This window comes from Kutzneria buriramensis, from assembly GCF_003387475.1.
Lineage (GTDB): Bacteria > Actinomycetota > Actinomycetes > Mycobacteriales > Pseudonocardiaceae > Kutzneria > Kutzneria buriramensis.
This window is the reverse complement of record NZ_QUNO01000016.1, coordinates 234,852-254,721: the sequence shown is the minus strand read 5'-3', so window position 1 is coordinate 254,721 and position 19,870 is coordinate 234,852. Positions and strand designations below refer to the sequence as shown.

General features: G+C 69.6%; 13 protein-coding genes. 5 read left to right on the top strand and 8 right to left on the bottom strand.

Annotation, left to right across the window (positions count from 1 at the left end; translation table 11 throughout):
* Positions 1-45: 45 nt before the first annotated feature.
* Genes BCF44_RS39570 through BCF44_RS39555 form a run of 4 tightly spaced genes read right to left on the bottom strand, consistent with a single transcriptional unit; the run spans position 46 to position 4,458 of the window.
* Complete coding sequence (locus BCF44_RS39570) at positions 46-657, bottom strand: hypothetical protein (protein ID WP_116179624.1); 612 nt, start codon at positions 655-657, stop codon at positions 46-48.
* Complete coding sequence (locus BCF44_RS39565) at positions 654-2,279, bottom strand: vWA domain-containing protein (RefSeq protein WP_116179623.1); 1,626 nt, start codon at positions 2,277-2,279, stop codon at positions 654-656. The genes BCF44_RS39570 and BCF44_RS39565 overlap by 4 nt, the downstream gene beginning before the upstream one ends.
* A complete protein-coding gene (locus tag BCF44_RS39560; protein ID WP_116179622.1) occupies positions 2,276-3,376 on the bottom strand; it encodes a toxic anion resistance protein in 1,101 nt (366 codons plus the stop codon). Before BCF44_RS39560 ends, BCF44_RS39565 begins: the two co-directional genes overlap by 4 nt.
* Entirely contained in the window at positions 3,373-4,458 is a 1,086-nt protein-coding gene (locus BCF44_RS39555) for a hypothetical protein (RefSeq protein WP_116179621.1), read from the bottom strand. Before BCF44_RS39555 ends, BCF44_RS39560 begins: the two co-directional genes overlap by 4 nt.
* Positions 4,459-4,652: 194 nt before the next feature.
* Between BCF44_RS39555 and BCF44_RS58045 the strand changes: the two genes are divergently transcribed.
* The 5 genes from BCF44_RS58045 to fxsT (BCF44_RS39530) all read left to right on the top strand — a co-directional run bounded on the left by BCF44_RS58045 (position 4,653) and on the right by fxsT (BCF44_RS39530) (position 16,042).
* Positions 4,653-6,278, top strand: coding sequence for a long-chain fatty acid--CoA ligase (locus BCF44_RS58045; protein WP_342775696.1), 1,626 nt, complete (start codon positions 4,653-4,655; stop codon positions 6,276-6,278).
* A 59-nt stretch (positions 6,279-6,337) separates the two neighbouring features.
* The gene (fxsT, locus tag BCF44_RS39545; RefSeq protein ID WP_116179620.1) at positions 6,338-8,902 is read left to right on the top strand and encodes an FxSxx-COOH system tetratricopeptide repeat protein; all 2,565 of its coding nucleotides are present in this window, start codon (positions 6,338-6,340) and stop codon (positions 8,900-8,902) included.
* Positions 8,903-9,149: 247 nt separating this feature from the next.
* Positions 9,150-10,685: a VMAP-C domain-containing protein gene (locus tag BCF44_RS39540; protein WP_147328798.1), complete on the top strand. Its 1,536-nt coding sequence runs from the start codon at positions 9,150-9,152 to the stop codon at positions 10,683-10,685.
* Positions 10,685-11,728 carry an AAA family ATPase gene (locus tag BCF44_RS39535; RefSeq protein ID WP_116179618.1) on the top strand — a complete coding sequence of 348 codons (1,044 nt, stop codon included), beginning with the start codon at positions 10,685-10,687 and terminating at the stop codon, positions 11,726-11,728. Before BCF44_RS39540 ends, BCF44_RS39535 begins: the two co-directional genes overlap by 1 nt.
* Before the next feature lie 33 nt (positions 11,729-11,761).
* Positions 11,762-16,042, top strand: coding sequence for an FxSxx-COOH system tetratricopeptide repeat protein (gene fxsT / locus BCF44_RS39530; RefSeq protein ID WP_342775695.1), 4,281 nt, complete (start codon positions 11,762-11,764; stop codon positions 16,040-16,042).
* A 1-nt stretch (position 16,043) separates the two neighbouring features.
* On the opposite strand, the gene BCF44_RS39525 is transcribed toward fxsT (BCF44_RS39530), so the two are convergent.
* The 4 genes from BCF44_RS39525 to BCF44_RS39515 all read right to left on the bottom strand — a co-directional run bounded on the left by BCF44_RS39525 (position 16,044) and on the right by BCF44_RS39515 (position 19,804).
* On the bottom strand, positions 16,044-17,699 hold the full coding sequence (locus BCF44_RS39525) for an HEXXH motif domain-containing protein (protein WP_246016071.1): 1,656 nt from the start codon (positions 17,697-17,699) through the stop codon (positions 16,044-16,046).
* A gap of 125 nt (positions 17,700-17,824) precedes the next feature.
* Entirely contained in the window at positions 17,825-17,989 is a 165-nt protein-coding gene (locus BCF44_RS56000; protein WP_170217987.1) for a hypothetical protein, read from the bottom strand.
* Positions 17,986-18,987: an effector-associated domain 2-containing protein gene (locus tag BCF44_RS39520; RefSeq protein WP_116179615.1), complete on the bottom strand. Its 1,002-nt coding sequence runs from the start codon at positions 18,985-18,987 to the stop codon at positions 17,986-17,988. The genes BCF44_RS56000 and BCF44_RS39520 overlap by 4 nt, the downstream gene beginning before the upstream one ends.
* 91 nt (positions 18,988-19,078) lie before the next feature.
* On the bottom strand, positions 19,079-19,804 hold the full coding sequence (locus tag BCF44_RS39515; protein WP_116179614.1) for a TIGR00266 family protein: 726 nt from the start codon (positions 19,802-19,804) through the stop codon (positions 19,079-19,081).
* Positions 19,805-19,870 lie beyond the last annotated feature (66 nt).

Genomic DNA, 19,870 nt, shown 5'->3' with positions numbered 1-19,870 from the left:
GTGCCGCGTATCTTGCCAACCTGCGCGAACGTTACGCTAACCGGGTCACTTGTCGTCGCGACGCGCCCGGTCCCGCAGGTAGCGGGTGTGGTCCGCCTGCCGCCGCGAATCGGCCGCGTAGAACTCCTCGGCGACCCGCGTCGCCTCCTGTTCCAGCAGGTCGAGCTGGGTGAGCAGCTGCTCGGCGGCGCTCGGCTCGCTCGCCACCCGCCGCGTCACGGCGTACCACCACGGCATGTTCAGGAACGTCTGCACGGACAGCGGCAGGTCCGTCGCGGCGATCCGGGCGACGGTGTGCAGCGTGTCCGGGGAGGCGGCCAGCTCGGCCGGACGGGCCAACAGGGCGCACAGCACCTCGGCGATCCGGTCCAGCCGTTCGACGGCCTCGGCGGGCACCCGATTGCCGAGCCCACGCACCCGCGCGACGAGTGCGTCCAGCCCGCGCAGCAGCGCCTCGGCCTCCTCGGCCGGCTGCGGGGGCACCAGGCGGACCCGCTCCGGCGGCGCGGCGAGCGCGCCGGCGGCGTACAGCGCGCCGACGATGCCGAGCCAGTACGCGCCGCCGACGCCGGCGAAGTGCAGGCCGAGCCCGACGAGCCCGCCCGCGCAGCCGACCAGGTTCTTGGTCGAGCCCAGATACTTTCCGACGCCCGTCATTGGTAACCGCGAATGTCTTTGAACACGTCGGAGAGCGACTCGCTGCGGCCGTCGAACACCTTGCCGCCGGTGGCCGCCGCGATGGCGTTCATGTCGTCCTGGCTGCCCTCGCCGAACAGCACCGGGAACACCGGCGTGCCCTTCAGCCGGTCCGGAACTCCGGCCACGAACGACTTGAAACCGTTGAGGTCGTCGCCTTCGTTGTTCTCGCCGTCGGTCATCAGCACGATGGAGGTGAACCGATCCGGATCGCTGTCGGACTGCTGCTCCAGGATCTGGTACGCCCGCTCCAGGCTGGTGTAGATAGCGGTGTCGCCGCCGGCCTCCAGCCCGTCCGCGGTCTGCTTGATCTGGTCGAGCGCCGGCTGCCGGTTGTTCGGATCCACCGTGAGCGTGACCGGATTGCCGGGGCTGGTGGAGAACGGCAGCAGCGTGACCTGTTCCCGGGCGTGGAACTGCCGGTAGCGGCCGACGAGCGAATCGTCCACGCCGGTGAGGCCGATCAGCGCCGCCTGCAACCCTTGCAACCGGTCGCCCTCCATCGAGCCGGACGTGTCCAGCACGTACACCGTGCGCGACGGCCGGCGGAGCTTGTCGAAGTACGCGGACACCAGCGTGTCGACGGCCTGCTCGGTGCCGGGGAACGGCAGCTCGACGGGGCTGGCGTCGGTGAACTCCTTGGCCAGCGGCACCTGCGGCGCGATCGGCCGGCGGTGCGTGGTGTCCATGATCTTGCGTTGGACGTCCGGCGTGCGCAGGTGGTCGGTCAGCCGCTGGAACGAGTCGCGGGCGTCGGAATTGGCGGACGTGAGCAGTGTCAACGGATAGTCGGCGGTGACCACGCCGTCGGACGGGTGGATCACGGTCAGCGGCTGCCTGCCGCCGGCGTTCATCTCCAGCAGCACCGACTCGTAGTTGATCAGGCCGTCCACCTTGGGCCCCGGATCCGCGCCACTGGCTCGCTTCTGGAAGGCGTCCGACAACCACCCGGAGGACCCGGCGCTGAGCGTCTGCGCGGCGAAGAACTGCTTGAGCCGCGGGGTGATCGCGGTGATCTGGTCGGCGGTCAGCGCGCTGCCGCTGCCGGCCAGCGCGGCGGCGACCCCGACCAGCGCGGAGAAGCCGGAGTTGGAGGCCGACGGATCGGTCATGCCGTAACTGAACTTGCGCTGCCCGGCGGCGTCGGCGATCTGCGACCAGGTGACCTTGCCGTCCTGCCAGCCCAGCGACTGGAGCATGGCGGCCGGCAGGCCGAGCACCACCGGCGAGCTCATGATCTTCGTCTGCGTGCCGAGCTTCTTCTGCCCTCCCGGCAGGAGCGTGAGATACCGGTTGGAGGAGAACCAGATCGCGTCGTACGCGCCGTCGGCCTTGCCGTCGACGACGGTCTGCGCGCCCTCCAGCGTGCCGGAGAAGGTGAACTTGACCTGCACGCCGGTCGCCTTGGCGGCCTCGTCCAGGATCGGCTGCATGTCCGACAGCTCGCTGCCGGCCAGCACCCGCAGCACGCCCGCCTTCGACTGTCCCAGCGGCTGTTTCGGATCCGTCTGGTCGCCGGAGCAGCCGGCGAGGCCCACAGTCAGCAGGGCGGCGACCGCCAGGGCGGTGAGCCTGGTCCTCATTCTGTCTCCCGTAACCGGTTCTGAGCCCGTCGCAACTCGTCCTCCAACGCGGAGACGGTGGTGGCCATCGCCGACGCGGCGGCGGCCTTGAAGCCCTCGATGTCGTCGATGGCGCGGTAGATCTGGTCGAACGACTGGCGCAGCGTCTCCATGCCGACCGCCGGATCGGTGCTGACGCGCTGGATCTGCTGGCCCTGCATGGCGATCAGGTCGGCGTTGGCCTTGATCAGTCCGTCGGTGGTGGCCCGCAGCGTGTCCATCTCGTCGATCACCCGGCGCTGCCCGGCGAGCGCGCCGCTGACGACCACCGCGATGCGCAGCGCCGACACCGTCGTTCCGGCCGCGCGGTCCACGCCCCGGATCAGCTCGTCATTGTTGCGCCGCAACACATCCAGCGCGAGGTAGCCCTGCACGGAGACCGCGAGCTGGGTCAGCAGGTCCTGATGGCGTTGGCGTACCGGGAAAAGCACCTCCGCCCGCACCGCGTTGGCCCGCGCCGGATCGGCGAGGTCCAAAATGGATGCCTGTCGGTCGATGGCCTCGTCGACCGCGCCGGCCATCGCGGCCGCCTCGGACAGCCGGCCCATGGACTCCCACAGGCGTTCCCGCTCACCCTGGATCGCCGCGTTGTCCCGGCGCAGGTCGTCCTGACGGGCCCGCAGGCTGCGCACGATGGCGTTGATCGGCGCGTCGGCGGCCTGGTAGCGGGCCAGCAGCTTCTTCGCCGGATTGCCCAGGCTGATGCCGAACACCTTGCGCCCGGCCGGATCCAGCTCGTCCACGCGCTGCCGCAGCTCGTTCAGGCTCACGCTGACCTGGTCCGACGGCGGGTTCACGCCCTGCACGGCGCGGTCCAGCAGCCGGCCCGCGATCGTCGCGGCGGTGCGCATCTCGGACTCGCCCAGCGCCAGGACCTTGCCCACCCGCACGGAGAAATCCGGCGCCATCGGGTCCATCGCGCCCAGCTCCGTCGCGATCCGCTCCGCGTCGTCGGCCAGCTCGGCCAGCCGTTCGGCCGGCACCGGCACCATGCCCGCCGCCCGGGTCGCCGGCACCGCGGCCACCGGCTCCGGTGCGGTCAGCGGCTGCTCGCTCATGATCCGTACTGCTTCCCGACGGCGTCCAGCAGGCGTTCGAGCGTCTCGAACGACGGCGGGTCGACCGTGTCCACCAGATCCGTGGGCAGCGGCAGTTTGTGCTGGCTGACAGCCTGCGTGAAGTACTTCGGGTCCTGGGTGCGGAAGCCGAAGGTGGCGGCCAGCGAGGCCAGCTCCGGGTCGCTGGTCAACAGCTGTCCGATCTGATCACCGGGGGACTTCAGCGCGACGAGCGTGTGCTTGGAGTAGACGGTGGGGGACAGGTACACCAGCCGCATGTCGGGCTTGATCGAGCCGTCGTTGCGCACGATTCGGTCCGCGTACTGCGCCTCGTAGACCAGCACCATCGGGTTGCGGCCGATGCCCGCGGACAGGTAGTCCTCGAACGGCGCGTCAGTGCTGTTCTGGGTGTAGCCCTGGTTGGTGAACAGCGGCGTCACCTTGGGCAGGACCGCCGCCTCCTGGTCGGGCGTGTTCACGACGTTGTCGCCGTTGGCCACGTACGTCGCGATGGCCAGGTACATCGCCGCCGAGTTGGAGTCCCGCGGATCGGTGGTGGTGATCAGGACGTTCTTGCGCACCGGGTAGCTGGTGTTGCCGGGCAGCTGGTCCCAGCGCGTGCCGTTCGCGGTGAGCTGCATGTACTTGGCGATGTCGAGCACGTCGTAGTCGCCGGCGCCCTTGTGCACGACCCCTGCCTTGGTGAGCAGGTCGACGATCGGGGCGAAGGTGGCCACGGCCATCGGCGACGAGAAAGGGGCGTAGGTGTGGGAGTTGGCGTGGTCGTGCTGGATGCGGTCGGCGGCCGGGCTGCTCGACGGGAACGCGAAGTCGTACTTCGACAGGTCGGTCTGGGTGGCCATCTGGCGTGAGCCCGCCGGGTCCACCTGGACGTCCAGGCCGTGCTTGGCGAAGGCGTCCTTGACCCGCTGGTCGCTGAAGAAGGCCAGCTTCTCCGAGCCGATGACACCACGGACCGTGGTCAGCTGGGTGCCTTCGGTGCCGCCGCGGCCGAATATCACGGCCAGTGCCACCCCGATCACCAGGACGGCCGCCAGGCCGATGCTGATCAGCCGCTTCACCCTTGTCTCCCAAAGGATTTGCTTCGGTCGCGGCGCCGACCGGCGCCGTCCGAGACGATCATCACCCGGCCCCGGTGGTCGGTATCCGGAGTTGACAGGATCGTGAGTTGAATTCTTGGTGAACGACACGGGGCGTTGCCATACCAACTGGTCGGTACTAACCTCGCGACCAGTCGTCCAACGGAGGTCGCCGCGTGATCGTCAGCACCATGCAGGAGTACCCGCTCACCATCACCGCGATCATGCGCCACGGCGCCGCTGTGTACGGCGGCAGCGAGTGCGTGACGAACACCGGCGCCGGTTTCCGGCGTGCCACCTTCGCGGAGGTCGCCGCCAACGCCGAGCGGCTGGCCGCGGCGCTGACCAGGCTCGGCGTGCAGTCCGGTGACCGCGTCGCCACCTTCTGCTGGAACAGCCAGGAGCACCTCGAGGCGTACTTCGCGGTGCCCGGCATGGGCGCGGTGCTGCACACGCTGAACATCCGGCTGTTCCCGGAGCAGCTGTCGCACATCGTCAACCACGCCGAAGACAAGATCATCATCGTGGACGACAACCTGATCCCGCTGCTGGCCCGCAGCCTGGCGGATCTGGGCGGCGTCGAGAAGTTCGTCGTGGTCGGCGACGGTGACGCGTCCGTGCTCGGCGACCGGGTGCTGCGGTACTCCGAGATCGTCGCCGCCGAGGAACCCGGCTTCGCATGGCCGGAGCTGGACGAGCGCTCCGCCGCGACGATGTGCTACACGAGCGGAACCACCGGCAACCCCAAGGGAGTCGTCTACTCCCACCGGTCCTCGTACCTGCACGCGATGGCCGTGCTGTCGGCGACGCTGATGGGCATCACCGAGGCCGACCGGGTGCTGACCATCGTGCCGATGTTCCACGTCAACGCGTGGGGCCTGCCGTACGGGGCCTTCCTGTCCGGCGCGACCCTGCACATGCCCGGCCCGTTCATGATGCCGGACCAGCTGACCCGGTTCATCGCCGCGGAGCGGTCCACCCTCGCGTCGGCCGTGCCGACGATCTGGAACGCCATCCTGAACTACGGGGCCGGCACCGAGATCGACCTGTCTTCCTTGCGCGCCGGCACTTCCGGCGGCGCCGCCGCGCCCGAGTCGCTGCTCAAGGCGTTCGAGGACCAGTACGGCCTGCGCATCGTGCAGGGCTGGGGCATGACCGAGACCAGTCCGCTCGGCGGCATGGCTATGCCGCCCGCCGAGGTCGCCCAGGGCACGCCCGAGGATCTCCAGTGGCGTCTCAAGTCCGGCCGCGTCGCCGCCGGCGTCGAGATGCGGATCGTCGACGCGGTCGGCGAGGTGCTGCCGTGGGACGGCACGTCCGTCGGCGAGATCGAGGTGCGCGGGCCGTGGATCACCGGCTCCTACTTCCGTGACGACGCACCGGAGAAGTTCGACAACGGCTGGCTGCGCACCGGCGACATCGGCACCATCGACTCCCGCGGCTTCTTCCAGATCACCGACCGGGCCAAGGACGTCATCAAGTCCGGCGGCGAGTGGATCTCCTCCGTCGAGCTGGAGAACCACCTCATGGGCCATCCCGCCGTCGCCGAGGCCGCCGTCATCGGCATCCCCGACGAGCGCTGGGACGAGCGCCCCCTGGCCTTCGTCGTCGTCCGCGCCGGCGCGTCGGTGACCGCCGCCGAGCTCGCCGAGTTCCTCGCCGCCAAGGTCGCCAAGTGGCAGGTGCCCGAGAACTGGACGTTCGTCGAGGAGATCCCCAAGACGACCGTCGGCAAGTTCGACAAGAAGCCGCTGCGCAGCCATTACCGCGACAACGAGCTGAAGGTCGAACGCCTGCGCTGACCGCATCGTGCGGCCGGGTTCGTCCGTTCGGCTGGCATGTCGTCCGCTTGGCTAAAGAGATGCCTCGCGGGCGTCGAAGGTTCCATGTGACCGATCCGGGCCCGGCGCGGCCGGCGTCGCTGACCGCAGCACCGGTTGTCTGGGGCGGCGTGCCGCCCCGCAACCTCAACTTCACCGGGCGCGAGCAGTTGCTGGACCGGCTGCACGAGAGCCTCGTACCCGGGACGACAGCCGCGATCGTGCCGCACGCCCTGCACGGGATGGGCGGCGTCGGAAAGTCGCAGCTCGCCATCGAGTACGTGTATCGCCACCAGGCCGACTTCGAGGTGATCTGGTGGGTGCCGGCCGAGCACGACGTGCAGATCCGGAACTCGCTGGCCGAACTCGCACAGCGGATGAACGTCGGTGTCGGCGTCGAGCCGAACGTCGCCGTGCAGATCGTGCTGGACGCGCTCCGGGGCGGCGCCCGATGGCGGATACCGTCGAACTGGTTGCTGGTCTTCGACAACGCCGAGTCGGTCCTGGAGGTCATGCCCTACCTGCCGACTGGTGGCCCGGGGCGGATCCTCGTCACCAGCCGGAACCTCGAATGGCGCAACCAGGCCCACGGTCTCGAGGTCGACGTGTTCATGCGCGAGGAGAGCAGGCAGCTGCTCCAGCGGCGGGGGCCTGAACTGACGGACAAGGACGCCGACCAGCTGGCGGCCGCGCTGGGCGACCTGCCGCTGGCGATCGAGCAGGCGGCCGCGTGGCGGGCGGTCACCGGCATGCCCGCCGGGGAATACCTCCAGCTGCTGGAGGAGAAACAGGACGAGTTGTTGAACGTGTCCCAGCCCACTGACTATCCGAGCTCCGTCGGTATGGCCTGGAACCTGTCGCTGGAACGATTGGCGGATCGCAATCCCACGGCGCTGCGCATCCTCCAGGTGGCGGCGGTGCTGGCACCGGAGCCGATCTCCCTGAGCCTCTTCACGATCGGCCGGTCGGTGTCGATATCGCCGGACCTCGATCGGGGGCTGCGCGACCGCCTGCGCCTCAACGAGGCGATCCGAGACATCAACCGGTATTCGCTCGCCCGTGTCGATCACCGTACCAACAGCATTCAGATCCACCGCTTGGTGCGATCGGCGTTGCAGAGGCAGATGACCGAGGACGAGTATCGAACGTTGCGTCATGGGGCGCATCTGCTGCTTGCCGCGAGCGATCCGAACATGCCGGGGGAATCCGATCAGCGTGTTCGCTATGCCGAGTTGTTTCCGCATGTCACGGCATCGAACGCGATCGAGTGCGACGATCCCGCGGTCCGTGACCTCATCCACAACATCGCTGTCTACTTGTTCTGGTTGGGCGACCATCGGGCGGCCCTGGAGTTTTCCCATCGGGTCTACGACATACGGCGCGCGGAGCTGGGCGAGGACGATCCCGAGACACTGCGCATCGGGCGCTGGCTCGGTTTGATGCTGCGGTTGAACGGCCACCACCAGAGGGCTGCTGCGCTGGACGACACGGTGGTGGAGATCTCGCGCCGGGTGCTGGGAGTCGATCACGAAGGCACCATCGAGGCCCTGAACAGCGTGGCCGGCGACTTGCGCATGCGGGGCGAATTCACATCGGCGCTGGAGCTGTCGAGAAGCGTCCACGCCACCGCAATGCGGGCGCTGGGCCCAGATGAGCCGGTCACGCTCGACAGCGCGCACAGTCTGGGGGTGAGCCTGCGCCTGGCCGGCGAGTTCGCCGAGGCGCTCGAGCTTGATACCGCCACATTGCGGCAGATGATCGAGACGTACGGCGCCGACCATGCGAAGAGCCTGATCACACAGATCGGCATGGCGCTCGACAGCTGGGAACTGGGGGACTGTCTGCGTGCCGGCGGCTCGTTCGAGGACGTCGTCGCCCGATCCGCCAGTGTGCACGGGGAGCGGCACCCGCTCACGTCGCAAGCCACCCGCCTGCTCGCGGAGATGCGCCGAAGGATCGGCGACCGCGCAGGCGCGGTGGAGGCGGCGGAACAAGCCGTCGACAGCCTCAGTTGGAGCTACGGCGAATCTCACCCGGAGGTGATCGCCGCGAAGCTGTGTCTGTCCATCGCCCAGCGGCACGCATCGAACCTCGACGCCGCACAGCGCGTCGGTGACGAGGCGGTGGCGCGCTACCGCGACCAGTTGGGGGACACCCACCCGCACAGCCTGACCGCCATGGTGAACCAGGCGGTGTTGTTGCGGCTGAACGGAGATCCGGCGGCGGCCCGGGACGTCAGCGAGGCCGGCGTGGCGGGCTTGCGCGACAGAGTTGGCGCCGAGCATCCGTCCACGCTCGCGGCAGCGATCAACCTGGCCAACGATCTGTTCGCGCTGCGCGACTTCGAGACGGCCCTGACGCTGGACACTGTCACAAGGGAGGCCTGTGCTCGGGTATTGGGCGCCGATCACCCGACCACGTCGGGGTGCGCGGCGAACTTGGCGCTGGACCTGATCGCGACGGGTTCGGTCGACGAGGGACAACGGCTGCGTGCCGAGGCCGTGGCCGCGCTGACCGGCAAGCTCGGGCCGCAGCATCCCGCTGTGCTGGAGTTGTCCATGACCGACCAGCGGTTCGACTGTGACGTCGATCCGCTGCCGCTGTGATCGCGCATATGCTTGCGGTGTCAAGAACTCCACCCTGGCAACAGAAGTCACCCGATCGGCCGCTGAATTCAGCTAGCGCCAACAAATCGGCGGGGGCGCGGCACGTCAAGTCGTTGCGCATATTCACCCGGGGTGCGACTGTCTGTTCCCACAGAGGGATGCGGCACCGCGGCGACGCCCACGTCGTTGCTGTGGCACGTCGACCGCGGTGAGGAGAGGGGCGCCTATGGAGCCCACGCACGATGCTGTGCGACTACGTCTGCAAGAGGACTTCGTGTTGTGGCTGGAGGATTGCCCCACCCTGCAGTCGGAGAATGCCCGCCTGGCGCTGGTCGAGAGGCTCGCGGTGTGCTTCGGGGCGCCGCTTCCGCTGCGGGCCATGCCGACCGTCCGGGCGGGGTTCATCGAGCTGGTCACCGTGTGCGGACGTCAGCCGGACGGGTTGGCGGCCCTGGTCAAACAGGTCCGATTCCTCGACCCGCTGGCCGCCGATGGCCAGAGAATGGCCGAACTCGCCGACGAATGGCAGGCCTTCTCCCTCATTTTCGGGACTGGGTCGGTGGATTTGACGGCCGACCGGAGTTGGGCCGAACTCCGGGCCGTGCTGCTGCCCGTTCGGCTGTCGGGCACGACCCCGGGGGAAGAGGGCCGAGCCGTATCGGGATTGGCGCGGGTGGCGACCGACTATCGGCTGGCCGGACTGCCGCCGCACTGCTCGACGGTGTGGAGTGCCTTCACCCATCTCGTCGGCGCGAACGCGGCCCCGAAGTCGCTGCCGCCGTGGATGGTGTTCCTGGACTGTGTCGCCGAGCGGCTGGCCGCGGACCTGGCCCGCGCGCGGGCCGTCCAGCGCTGGGTTCGGCAGTATGCCCGGGAATGGGGTCTTGAGCAGCGTCTCGACGACGCGCCATGGCGGGCCCGCCACAAGGCTGACGAGGTCCGGTGGCCGGCCTACCTGGTGATCCAGGTCAATCCCGATCCGCGGGGATCCGACCGGATCGTCCTCTCCCACTGGTGGCAGCACGACCAGCCGGAATGGCGACCGCGGCGCCAGCGGGACCGCCACATCACCCGGGCCGACCTGAGATCGGAGTTCGACGACGTCGTGACGGAAGTGGAGGCGGCGCTCGGCACGATGGCCGAAGTCCGTCCGACCACGCGGCTCATGCTGGAGTTCGTGCTGCCGCTGGAAATGCTCAACGAACCGGTGGAGTTCTGGCTGCAGCGGTCGCCGGTCGGCGGGGAGCCGAGGCCGTTCGTCCTGGACCACTCGATCGTGCTCCGCAGCCTGGAACGGCTGCGCGAGCCGAGCCTGCATCTGGCCTGGCGGCGGCGTTGGGAAGCGTTCAAGCGCCAGCCGCGGGCGGTGCGTGCGTACTGGTCGCAGCCGAGCGGGGTGAACTACTTCGGACGACTGGCGGCCGATCTCAGCAGTGATCAGACCATCGTGTCGCTGGTGCTGAGCGAACCGCTGACACCCGGCAACGCGAAGGCACGTGAGGAGTGGGCGACCGCGCTGAGGTGCGGCGTGCCGGCGATCCTGTGGCATCGTGAGGACTGTGGCGACTCGGACTTCCGCGCGGCGGTCGCGGCCATCGCCGCCGACGGCGGGCTGGCCCGGCTGCCGGAACGGATCTCGGAGTTGCGGCAGGCCGCGTTGCGCGTCGGCCCGGACGAGCTGGCCGCCCGTCTCGGCCGAAATCTTGCAGTACTGTGGGACGATCCCGAACGGCTTCCCGAATCTCCCCGCGCAGTGGGAGTTTCGGGGGAGGGGACTGCCTGATGGCCTCCGACGGACCGGCCGCCGCACCCGATGATCCCGTTACCGCGGACCCGCCATGGTGGCTTTTCCGAGGTGATGGACGCATTCTCGAGGAGGCCGACCGAGACCGGCGCTGGCCGGCGCCGCCGCCGTGGCGGACCTTCCGCGGTGGGCCGGCGCTGCCAACGCCGGTCGCCGACGAGTTCGAGACCAGCCGCCGGCTGGGCGAGGCCGCGATCACCCGCAAGGCCGATCCCGCCGTGGTGGAGATGGTGAACGCGGCCATTACCCTGGCCCGCCCGCTGATCGTCACCGGTCGGCCCGGCTCGGGTAAGTCCTCGCTGGCCTACCTGGTCGCGCGGGAGTTGGGACTGGGGCCGGTGCTGCGCTGGTCCATCACCACCCGCACGACGGTGAACTCCGGTCTCTACAGCTACGACGCGTTCGGTCGGGCGCAGGCTCTCGGCGCCCGCGAGCAGTCCGGCATCGGCAATTTCGTGCACCTCGGGCCACTGGGCACGGCGCTGCTGCCGCACCGGCTGCCGCGGGTGCTGCTGATCGACGAGCTCGACAAGTCCGATGTGGACCTGCCGAACGACCTGCTCACGGTATTCGAGGACGGCGAGTTCCCGATACTCGAACTGCTCCGGGTGCGGGACCGGGAGCCGGCGGTCACCGTGCACACCGCAGATCTCGGCGTCACCGCGCCGGTGAACGACGGTGTCGTGCGCTGCCGCGCCTTTCCGATTGTTGTCATCACCAGCAACGGCGAACGGGACTTCCCCGCTCCCTTCCTGCGGCGGGCCCTGACCATCGCCATGCCGGACCCGGACCCGGACATGCTGGCCGACATGGTCGCCGCGCACTTCGGCGACCGGGACGGCGAACAGACCGCCGAACTGATCCGGACGTTCACCGACCATCGCGAGCGCAAGAAGGAGTTGGCCGCCGACCAGTTGCTCAACGCCGTGCACCTCGTCGTCTCCGGTTCGGCGCCGACGAGCGACCCCGCGGAGTGGCATCGGCTGCTGGACCGGATCTGGCACCGGCTGGGGCTGGGGTAGTGAGCGGGCGGTGACCGACGAGCACGACCTGACGTGGCAGGACTTCAGGTGGACCACATAGCAGGCCGGGACACAAGCGCCTTGCGGTTGGGGGATCTCACGGCGCGCGAAGTGGCTGACGGGCTATGGCTCGCCTGCCAACGACATCGCGCGATGCGGGCCGGTCGGCCGGACGCGGCGGCCGTCCCGCCGCCGGCGACGAGGGAACGAGTTCCTCCTGGCGAAGTACCCGAGACTGCGGCGGCTGAGTCGCCCGACACCGGGGAACGGAGCGCGCAGCCCGACGCGGCGACGGCGGCAACCGTGGAGACCGTTGCGTTTCCGGTGGTTCGGGCGGTGGATCGCCCGGACGGTGACGGCACACGACTCGACCTCCCCCTTGGCCGCGCACTGGGCCCGCTCAAGCAGGTCATTCCGTCCACAAGGGACAGGGAGCTCGACGAGGAGACGACGGCCGAGTGGGCGCTGACCGACGACCGCTGGCTGCCCGTGTTCCGGCCGGCCGACGAGCGTCGCTGGGAGGTTGTCGTCGTCGTCGACGACAACCCGACGATGGCGGTGTGGTGGGACACCGCGATGGCGTTCGGCCGAGTCCTCGTCCGCCAGGGCGTATTCCGCAATGTGCAGGTGCGCCTGCTGGGAATCGGACCCGCCGGTGAGTGCACGATTCGTGGCACCGGTGCGGGCGCACCGCATCGGTCGCCTCGCGAGCTGATCGAGCCCAGCGGCCGTCGGATCGTGCTGGTGCTGACCGACGGGTGTTCCGCGTTGTGGCAGAACGGGTCGGCGCAGGCGGCGCTGCACATGTGGGGATCCGTGCTGCCGATCGCGCTTGTCCACCTGCTGCCCTGGCAGATGTGGCGGCAGACCGCCATCGAGGTCCACCGGTTGCAGTTGAAGGCGCCGGCGCCCGGCGCGTGCAACGCCAGCCTGCGCTGGGAGCAACAGGTCGACATGATGCTGGTCGACGAGGCGCGGCGGGCCCGGGCGATACCGGTGCCGGTGCTGGAGTTGCAACCCAATTGGCTCGCAGCCTGGGCGCGGATCATCGTCGGCAAGCGTGCCTCGTGGACGAACCTGCCGGCGTTGCTGGTGGATCCGGACGTCACCGCCGCGCCGAGCTCGGCCGGTGACACTGGCGCCGAGCCCGCGAGGCGGGTCGCCGAATTTCATGCGACCGTGTCACCGGTCGCGTTCGAGCTGGCCACGTACTTGGCCGCCGCGCCGTTGAACCTGGGTGTGATCGAGCGGGTCCGGCAGGTCATGCTACCCGACTCGCGTCGGTCGCACCTGTCCGAGATCCTGGCCAGCGGGCTGCTGATGCCGATGGTGCCCCGCGAGGAGGTCGCCGACCGAACCCGAGAGACCTTCGGCTTTGTGCCCGGTGTGCGGGAGGAACTGCTGGCGAGCGGGCGGCAGTCCACGACCGTGCGAGCGATGCGGTTGGCCGAGGAGTGGCTCGCCGACTCGGTGCCGGCCATCCGCGGATACGGCAACGTGTTGGACCGCGCCACGCAGCGGGACGACGAACATGTGGTGACCGCGGAGACCGTACCGTTCCTGACGGCCGAGGCCGCAGTTCTGGAGGCACTGTCCGGGCCGCACCTGGCAGCGGCCGCGCGACTGCGCCGACAGTTGGCGGGGCACCACACGGAAGTGGGCGGGGAGTCATCCCTGAGTCGCATTGCGCCGAGAGGGAGTACGGTGCCCACCACTCACTCGCGGACTTCGTTCCCGCCGCACACCACCATCGCAACAAGGCCAGGAGACTTCGACGTGACGAGAACAGAGCCCGGGGCGCAGATTCGTTCGGGCGCGCAACAGGTGGTCTGGGGCGGAGTGCCGCCGCGCAACCCCAACTTCACTGGCCGCGAGGAACTGCTGCGGGAGCTCGACGACTGCCTCGCGCCCGGCGCGACGGCGGCGGTGCTGCCGCAGGCACTGCACGGCATGGGCGGCGTCGGCAAGTCGCAGCTGGCCGTCGAGTACGCCTACCGGCATCAGAACGACTTCGACCTGATCTGGTGGATTCCGGCCGAGCGCAGCGTCCAGATCCAGAGCTCGCTGGTCGAACTCGGTCAGCGGCTCGACCTCGGTGTCGGCGCCGAGGCGAACGTGGCCGTGCAACGAGTGATCGACGCGTTGCGCGGTGGACCGGGGCGGCAGGTGCCGCCCAACTGGCTGCTGGTGTTCGACAACGCCGAAGACCCGGAGGAGGTGCTGTCCTTCCTGCCGACCGGTGGCCCCGGCCGCATCCTGGTCACCAGCCGGAATTCGCGCTGGCTCACCATGGCCCGCGGTCTGGAGGTCGACGTCTTCGAACGCGAGGAGAGCAAGGCGTTGTTGGGCCGCCGTGGCCCGGACATCACCGATGACGAGGCGGACCGGCTGGCCGAGGCGCTCGGCGATCTGCCGCTGGCGGTGGAGCAGGCGGCCGCCTGGCGGGCGGAGACGGGCATGCCCGCCGACGAGTACCTGGAACTGCTCAACGAGAAGCTGCTCGAGCTGTTGAACATGTCGCAGCCGGCGGACTACGGCCGGCCGGTCGCCGCGGCCTGGAACCTGTCGCTGGAGCAGTTGGAGAACCGCAACCCGGCGGGGCTGCGGTTGTTGCAGCTGGCCGCGTTCCTGGCGCCGGAGCCGATCGCGCGGTCGATGTTCAGCAACGGACGAGGGTTGGCCATCACCCCCGACCTGGACCGGGCCCTGCGCGACCGGCTGCGGCTCAACGAGGCGATCCGGGACATCAACCGGTTCGCGCTGGCCAGGATCGACCACCGTACCAACAGCATCCAGATGCACCGCCTGGTGCAGCAGGTCCTGATCAACCAGATGACCGAGGTCGAGCGGCAGACCATGCGGCACGGCGCGCATCTGCTGCTGGCGGCCAGCGACCCTTACGCGCCGGCCGATTCGGACCAATGGCCGCGCTATGCCGAGCTGTATCCGCACGTCACGACGTCCGAGGCGATCAAGTGCGACGATCCCGGCGTCCGCGATCTGGCCTACAACCTGGCGGTCTACCTGTCCCGCTGGGGCGACCATCGCGCGGCCACGGATCTGTCCCAGGCCATCTACGACACCTGGCGCGACGGGCTCGGCGACGAGCACCGGGAGACGCTGCGCATCGGCCGTTGGCTGGGCTTCATGTTGTGGTCCGACGGCCGTTACGAGGAAGCGGCGACCCTGGACAACCGGATCCTGGAGATCTGCGTGCGCGTGCTCGGCGAGCAGCACGAGGGCACCGTCGACGCGATGAACAACGTCGCGGGCGACCTTCGCGCACAGGGCGAGTTCGACTCAGCGCTCGCGTTGTCGGAGGACATCCACACCAGGTCGGTACGGTCGTTCGGCGACGACGACCCGCTCACCCTCAGTGCCGCGCACAACCTCGGTGTCAGCCTGCGGCTGGCCGGCCGGTTCGCCGACGCCCGCGAGATCGACGACCGGACCTGGCGGCGCAAGGTGGAGATCTTCGGCACAGACCACGCGCTGAGCATTCTCACCCAGATCGGCCTCGCGCTGGACGCTCGTGAACTCGGGGACTACGTGGTGGCGCGGACCATGCAGGAGGACATCGTCGCCCGACTGCGGCAGATCCACGGCGAGGTGCACCCGCAGACCGTGGCGGCCATTCGGTTGCTCGCCGAGATGAGGCGCAAGGCCGGCGACCACGAAGGGGCGCTGGAAGCGGCCGACGAGGCCGTGCGGGGCCTGACCGCGCGCCACAACGAGTACCACCCGGAAGCGATGGCGGCGAGCCTGTGCCTGTCGGTCGAGCTGCGGTGCGCCGGCAATCTCGGTGCGGCCCGGCAGTTGGCCGACAGTGTCGTGGAGCGGTATCGAACCCGGCTGGGCGCCGGGCATCCGCACACGCTGGCCGCCATCGTCAACCAAGCCGTCGTGCTGCGGCTGCTGGGCGAGCGCGAGAGTGCGAAGACGATCAACGAGACGGCGGCCGCCGGCCTCCGGGACCGCCTGGGGCCCGAGCACCCGTCCACCCTGGTGGCCGACATCAACCTGGCCAGCACGCTCTGGGTGCTCAACGACGTGACCGGCGCCCGGCAGCTGGACACCCGGACGCTCGCGGCCTGCCACCGTCAGCTCGGGCCGGAACACCCGACCACACTGGCCTGTATGGTGAATCTCGCCCAGGACCTGCTCGCGGATCACGAGACGGAACAGGCGTGGCAAATGCACGACGAGGCCGTGCGCAAGATCGAGCAGAAGTTGGGGGCGAAGCACGCGGCGTCCGTCGAGTTCGCCGCCGGCACTCAGCGGGCGAACTGCGACATCGATCCGTTGCCGCTCTAGCTCAGACGCCCACCCACGCGGCGAGCTCCTGAATGTCCGGGGCTCGACGCGAGCGCTGAGAGGCCTTGACGTAGATCGCGCGGACGAGCTCGGGCCGACGCAACAGCGCCTCGGCGGCCGGCGAGCCCGCCGCCCACAGCGACAGTCCGAGTCCCGACCACGCCCCGGCCCGGCCCGAGTCGGCCTCGATCTCCTGTTGGTAGAGCCCGCTCGTGTCCGGATCGCCCACCAGGTAAGCGAAGTCAGCCGCGGCGGCGTCCGTGATCGTCGAGGGGGCCGATCGCAGCTCGTCGAAGGTGGCGGGCTCGATGATCCGGACCCGGCTCAGCACCGCCTTCACGTCGATGCGCTGCACGGTGGCCGCGGGCACGACCGTCGCCGTATAGCCCTCAGGAACCGAACGTTCCGCGAGCCACGCGTCCGTCGCGGCGTCGACGTACTTTGTGGATGGTCGGAGGTGGCGAACCTGCCAGGCCGCTTGATGATCCAGTGCGGTCGCCTCGGCCAGCGCGCCGACATCCTCGGGCACGGCCAGGGACTGCAGTGGTTCCAGCCGCGTGGCCACCACGTCGACGAAGCGCCGCCCGAGGTCCGTCAGGATCGGATGGGCCCGAAGTTCGCGCAGCGTCGCCAAGGTCTGACCGCGCCAGTGCGCGAACTCGAACTGCGCCAACGGGTTGTCGTCGCGGTGGGCGGCCCAGAACTCGGTCACCGCGGTGAAGGCGTACACGCCCTGCAGCAGACCGGACGGGGGACGGGGATCGTCCCGCCACGGCGCGTGGTGTACGGCCGGGAACGTCCCGGCGAGCAACGGCACGAGGTGTTGGACGGCGGTGAGTTTGCTGTGTTGGAACTCGTGCACGAGCGTCACGGCGAGCACGCCGGCGTCGGTCGGGCGGGAGATGAGCGGGCCGCCGAATCCGTTCTCGACGGACGCGCTGTGCGTGCGGAACCGAGCAGTGCTCGCGATCGGGACCACCGCGCGCATGCCCGCGGCGAGTTCGGCGGCCTGGTCGGCATGCTTGGCGGACAGCATGGACCAGGCCTCGTCCATCAAGGCGTGCCATTGCGCGATTTCGTTGTCCGGCAACGGGTCCGCGGGCATGGGGTGGTCGAGCCCGCGATACGGGTCGACGTCGTCGAGGCGAATTCGCGGGACCTTCCCCACCGTCGGCGTCGGCCGCCAGCCGGGCCCGCCGACGCGCACGGCGGCGGCGCCAACGGTGATCTCCGCCGTCTCGTCGGCCGTGGACACCGTCGCGACCGTCCACTCGTCGTCGACCGGCAAGGTGACGCAGCCGAGTGTCGGTAGCACGACAGCGCCGTCATGACAGGGGATCGTGATGCGAACCGCGAGGCCGGCGCGGGCCGCCGCAGTCGCGGCGAGAGTGTGCAGGTAGCCGACGTGGAACCACAACGGGGCGGAATCCTCGGCCACACCACGGAATCGGCGCAGCGCGTGCGCCGTCCACATGCCGACCTGAGGATGGCTGAGCAGGTCGGCCACGACGTGTGGATTGCGCCGCTGGGCGTCGGCGAGTACCTGCCACGCAACGTCGACCGGTGGCAACGGTCCGGTGCAGTCGGACTGTTGGCGGGCGTACTGCAGGACCGCCCGCAGCAGCAACAGCCGACGGCTCTGCTGGCTGCGCCGCAACTCGTCCAGCGCCGCAGGATCGTGGCGGCCGGCGGCGAGTGCGTCCAGTTGGTCCGCCGTGAGGTGGTGGCGCGTGCCGATGACAGTTCTCCCCGGTCGACGGAACTCGCTGCTGTGCGGAGCCGTTACGAGTCGTGACCGCCGACGCTGCTGCTGGGACTGTCGATCTGACGCAGCAGCGGCCGCGTCGCGAGAGCCAGGTCGGGATCGTCGGAGGAGGCCAGCGCGTCGAGCGTGACGCCGCTCAGGTCAACCAGATCGGAACGGATCTCGGTCAAGGGGTCCCTCATCCGGGTGAATCTCCCATCGCAGGCGGGGTGACCGCCGGCAGCTCTCTACTCCAGGACGGCGTCATTGTAGCGGGATGCCCGCCAGGCCCGTGGGCGATATCAACGCCGTTGACGAGCCGGTCCAGCGCGGTCGCCGCGTGGGTGCCGCCGGCCACGAAGCCGACCGCCTCGGCGAGCCGGTGCAGGCCGTCGGGAAAGCGGCCGCACGCGGCGACGATGCTGGCGAGGTCGGTCCACGGCGTCTGCTGGCGGCGGATACCGGTCCACATTTCCCGTGGCAACAACGAGAGCATGTGGTCACGGCCCTCCTGCGTGCTCAGTTGGGGGATGTCGGCGAGGATGTCGACGAACAGGCTGAGCTCGGCCAGCGCCATGGGGGTGGGGCGGCTCGCCGCGGCAGGCTGCGGCGCGGCGGGAGCCGGTCCGCCGGCACGCAGCCACGCGTAGGCCTCGGTCTCCTTGACGGACACGGTGATCCGGCGAAACGACGCGGGACTCAGCGCGGGGTCGTGGCGGACGGTGCCGAGGTAGAACCCGTCCGAGATGATGAGGGCGAGCTCCTCGGCGGCGCCGGCGAGCGCCGCCCGCAACTCCTCGGCGTCCAGTAGGCGGCAGGCGTGTATCACCGATTCGCCGGCTGTGCCGTGGCGATCGTGGTGCACCTCGCCGGCGTGGACAGCCATGCGCAGGCGCATCTGGGCGCCTGCCGCGTGGGTTTGGTTGTGCCGCCGCAGCATCGCGGTGAGCCGGTGCGGTAGCCGGTCCACTGTGAGAACCTTCGGCACGTCGGCCGGCAGCAGCACGAGCAGGCTGTCGCCGACGTCGCCGACCTGACATCGCTCCCACGGGATGTCGGACTCCCGGAAGGCGGCGGACACCACCTCGTACATGCCGTCCCGGACTGCGAGGCGGTCGAAGTCGGTGCGGTCGGCGGAGCTGTACTTCTCCACGTCCACGGCGACGATCGTGTGGTGCACGGCGGCGGAAGCGATGTCCATCGGGCCTCACCTCGTCGGCGGTCGATCCGACCTTGGTACCAGGGGATCACCCGCGGCACCGGGGCCTCCGCCGCCGGACCACTCGAAGGCACTAGTTGCTGAACAGGCCGGAGCGGCCGCCCTCGTTCTGCGGCAGGTACGGGGTCAGCGAGTGGGCGAGGCGGTCGATCGGCAGCGACTGGAGCCACACGCGGCCGGGGCCGGTGAGCTCGGCGAGGAAGATGCCGTCGCCGCCGAACAGCTTGTTGCGGATGCCGGGCACGGTGGTGATGCCGAACTGGACGGTGTCCTGGAACATGCCGATGTGCCCGGGGTGGGCGCGGATCACCTGGCCGGGCTGGAGGTCGTAGGGCACGATCTCGCCGGACAGCTGCACCCAGGCTCGGCCCTGCCCGCCGATGCGCTGGAGCAGGAAGCCCTCGCCGCCGAAGACGCCGGCGCCGAGCCGCTGCTGGAAGCCGGTGGTGAGGGTGACGCCGGTGGTGCCGGCGACGTAGGAGCGGCGGTGCGCGAGGAAGCCGTAGCCCGGCTGCGGGGCGACGTCGACGGGGAAGATCTGGCCGGGCAGGTGCGCCGCGAACGACACCGAGCCGGGCTGGTTGACGGCGGTGTAGTTGGTCATGAAGAACGTGCCGCCGGACAGGCTGCGCTTCAACGCCCCGAACACGCCGCTGCTGCCGGCGCCCTGCGTGGACGTGGTCATCTGGATGCTGGCGGACATCCACGACAGCTCACCGGACTCCGCGCAGACGGTCTCGCCCGGGTTGAGCGTGATGTCCAGCACGGGCATGACGGTGCCGTGCACACGATCCTGCATGATCGCTTCCCCTCGACGGTGGCTACCGCACTCAGACGTGGATCATGGCAGGTCGGTTCCGGACGA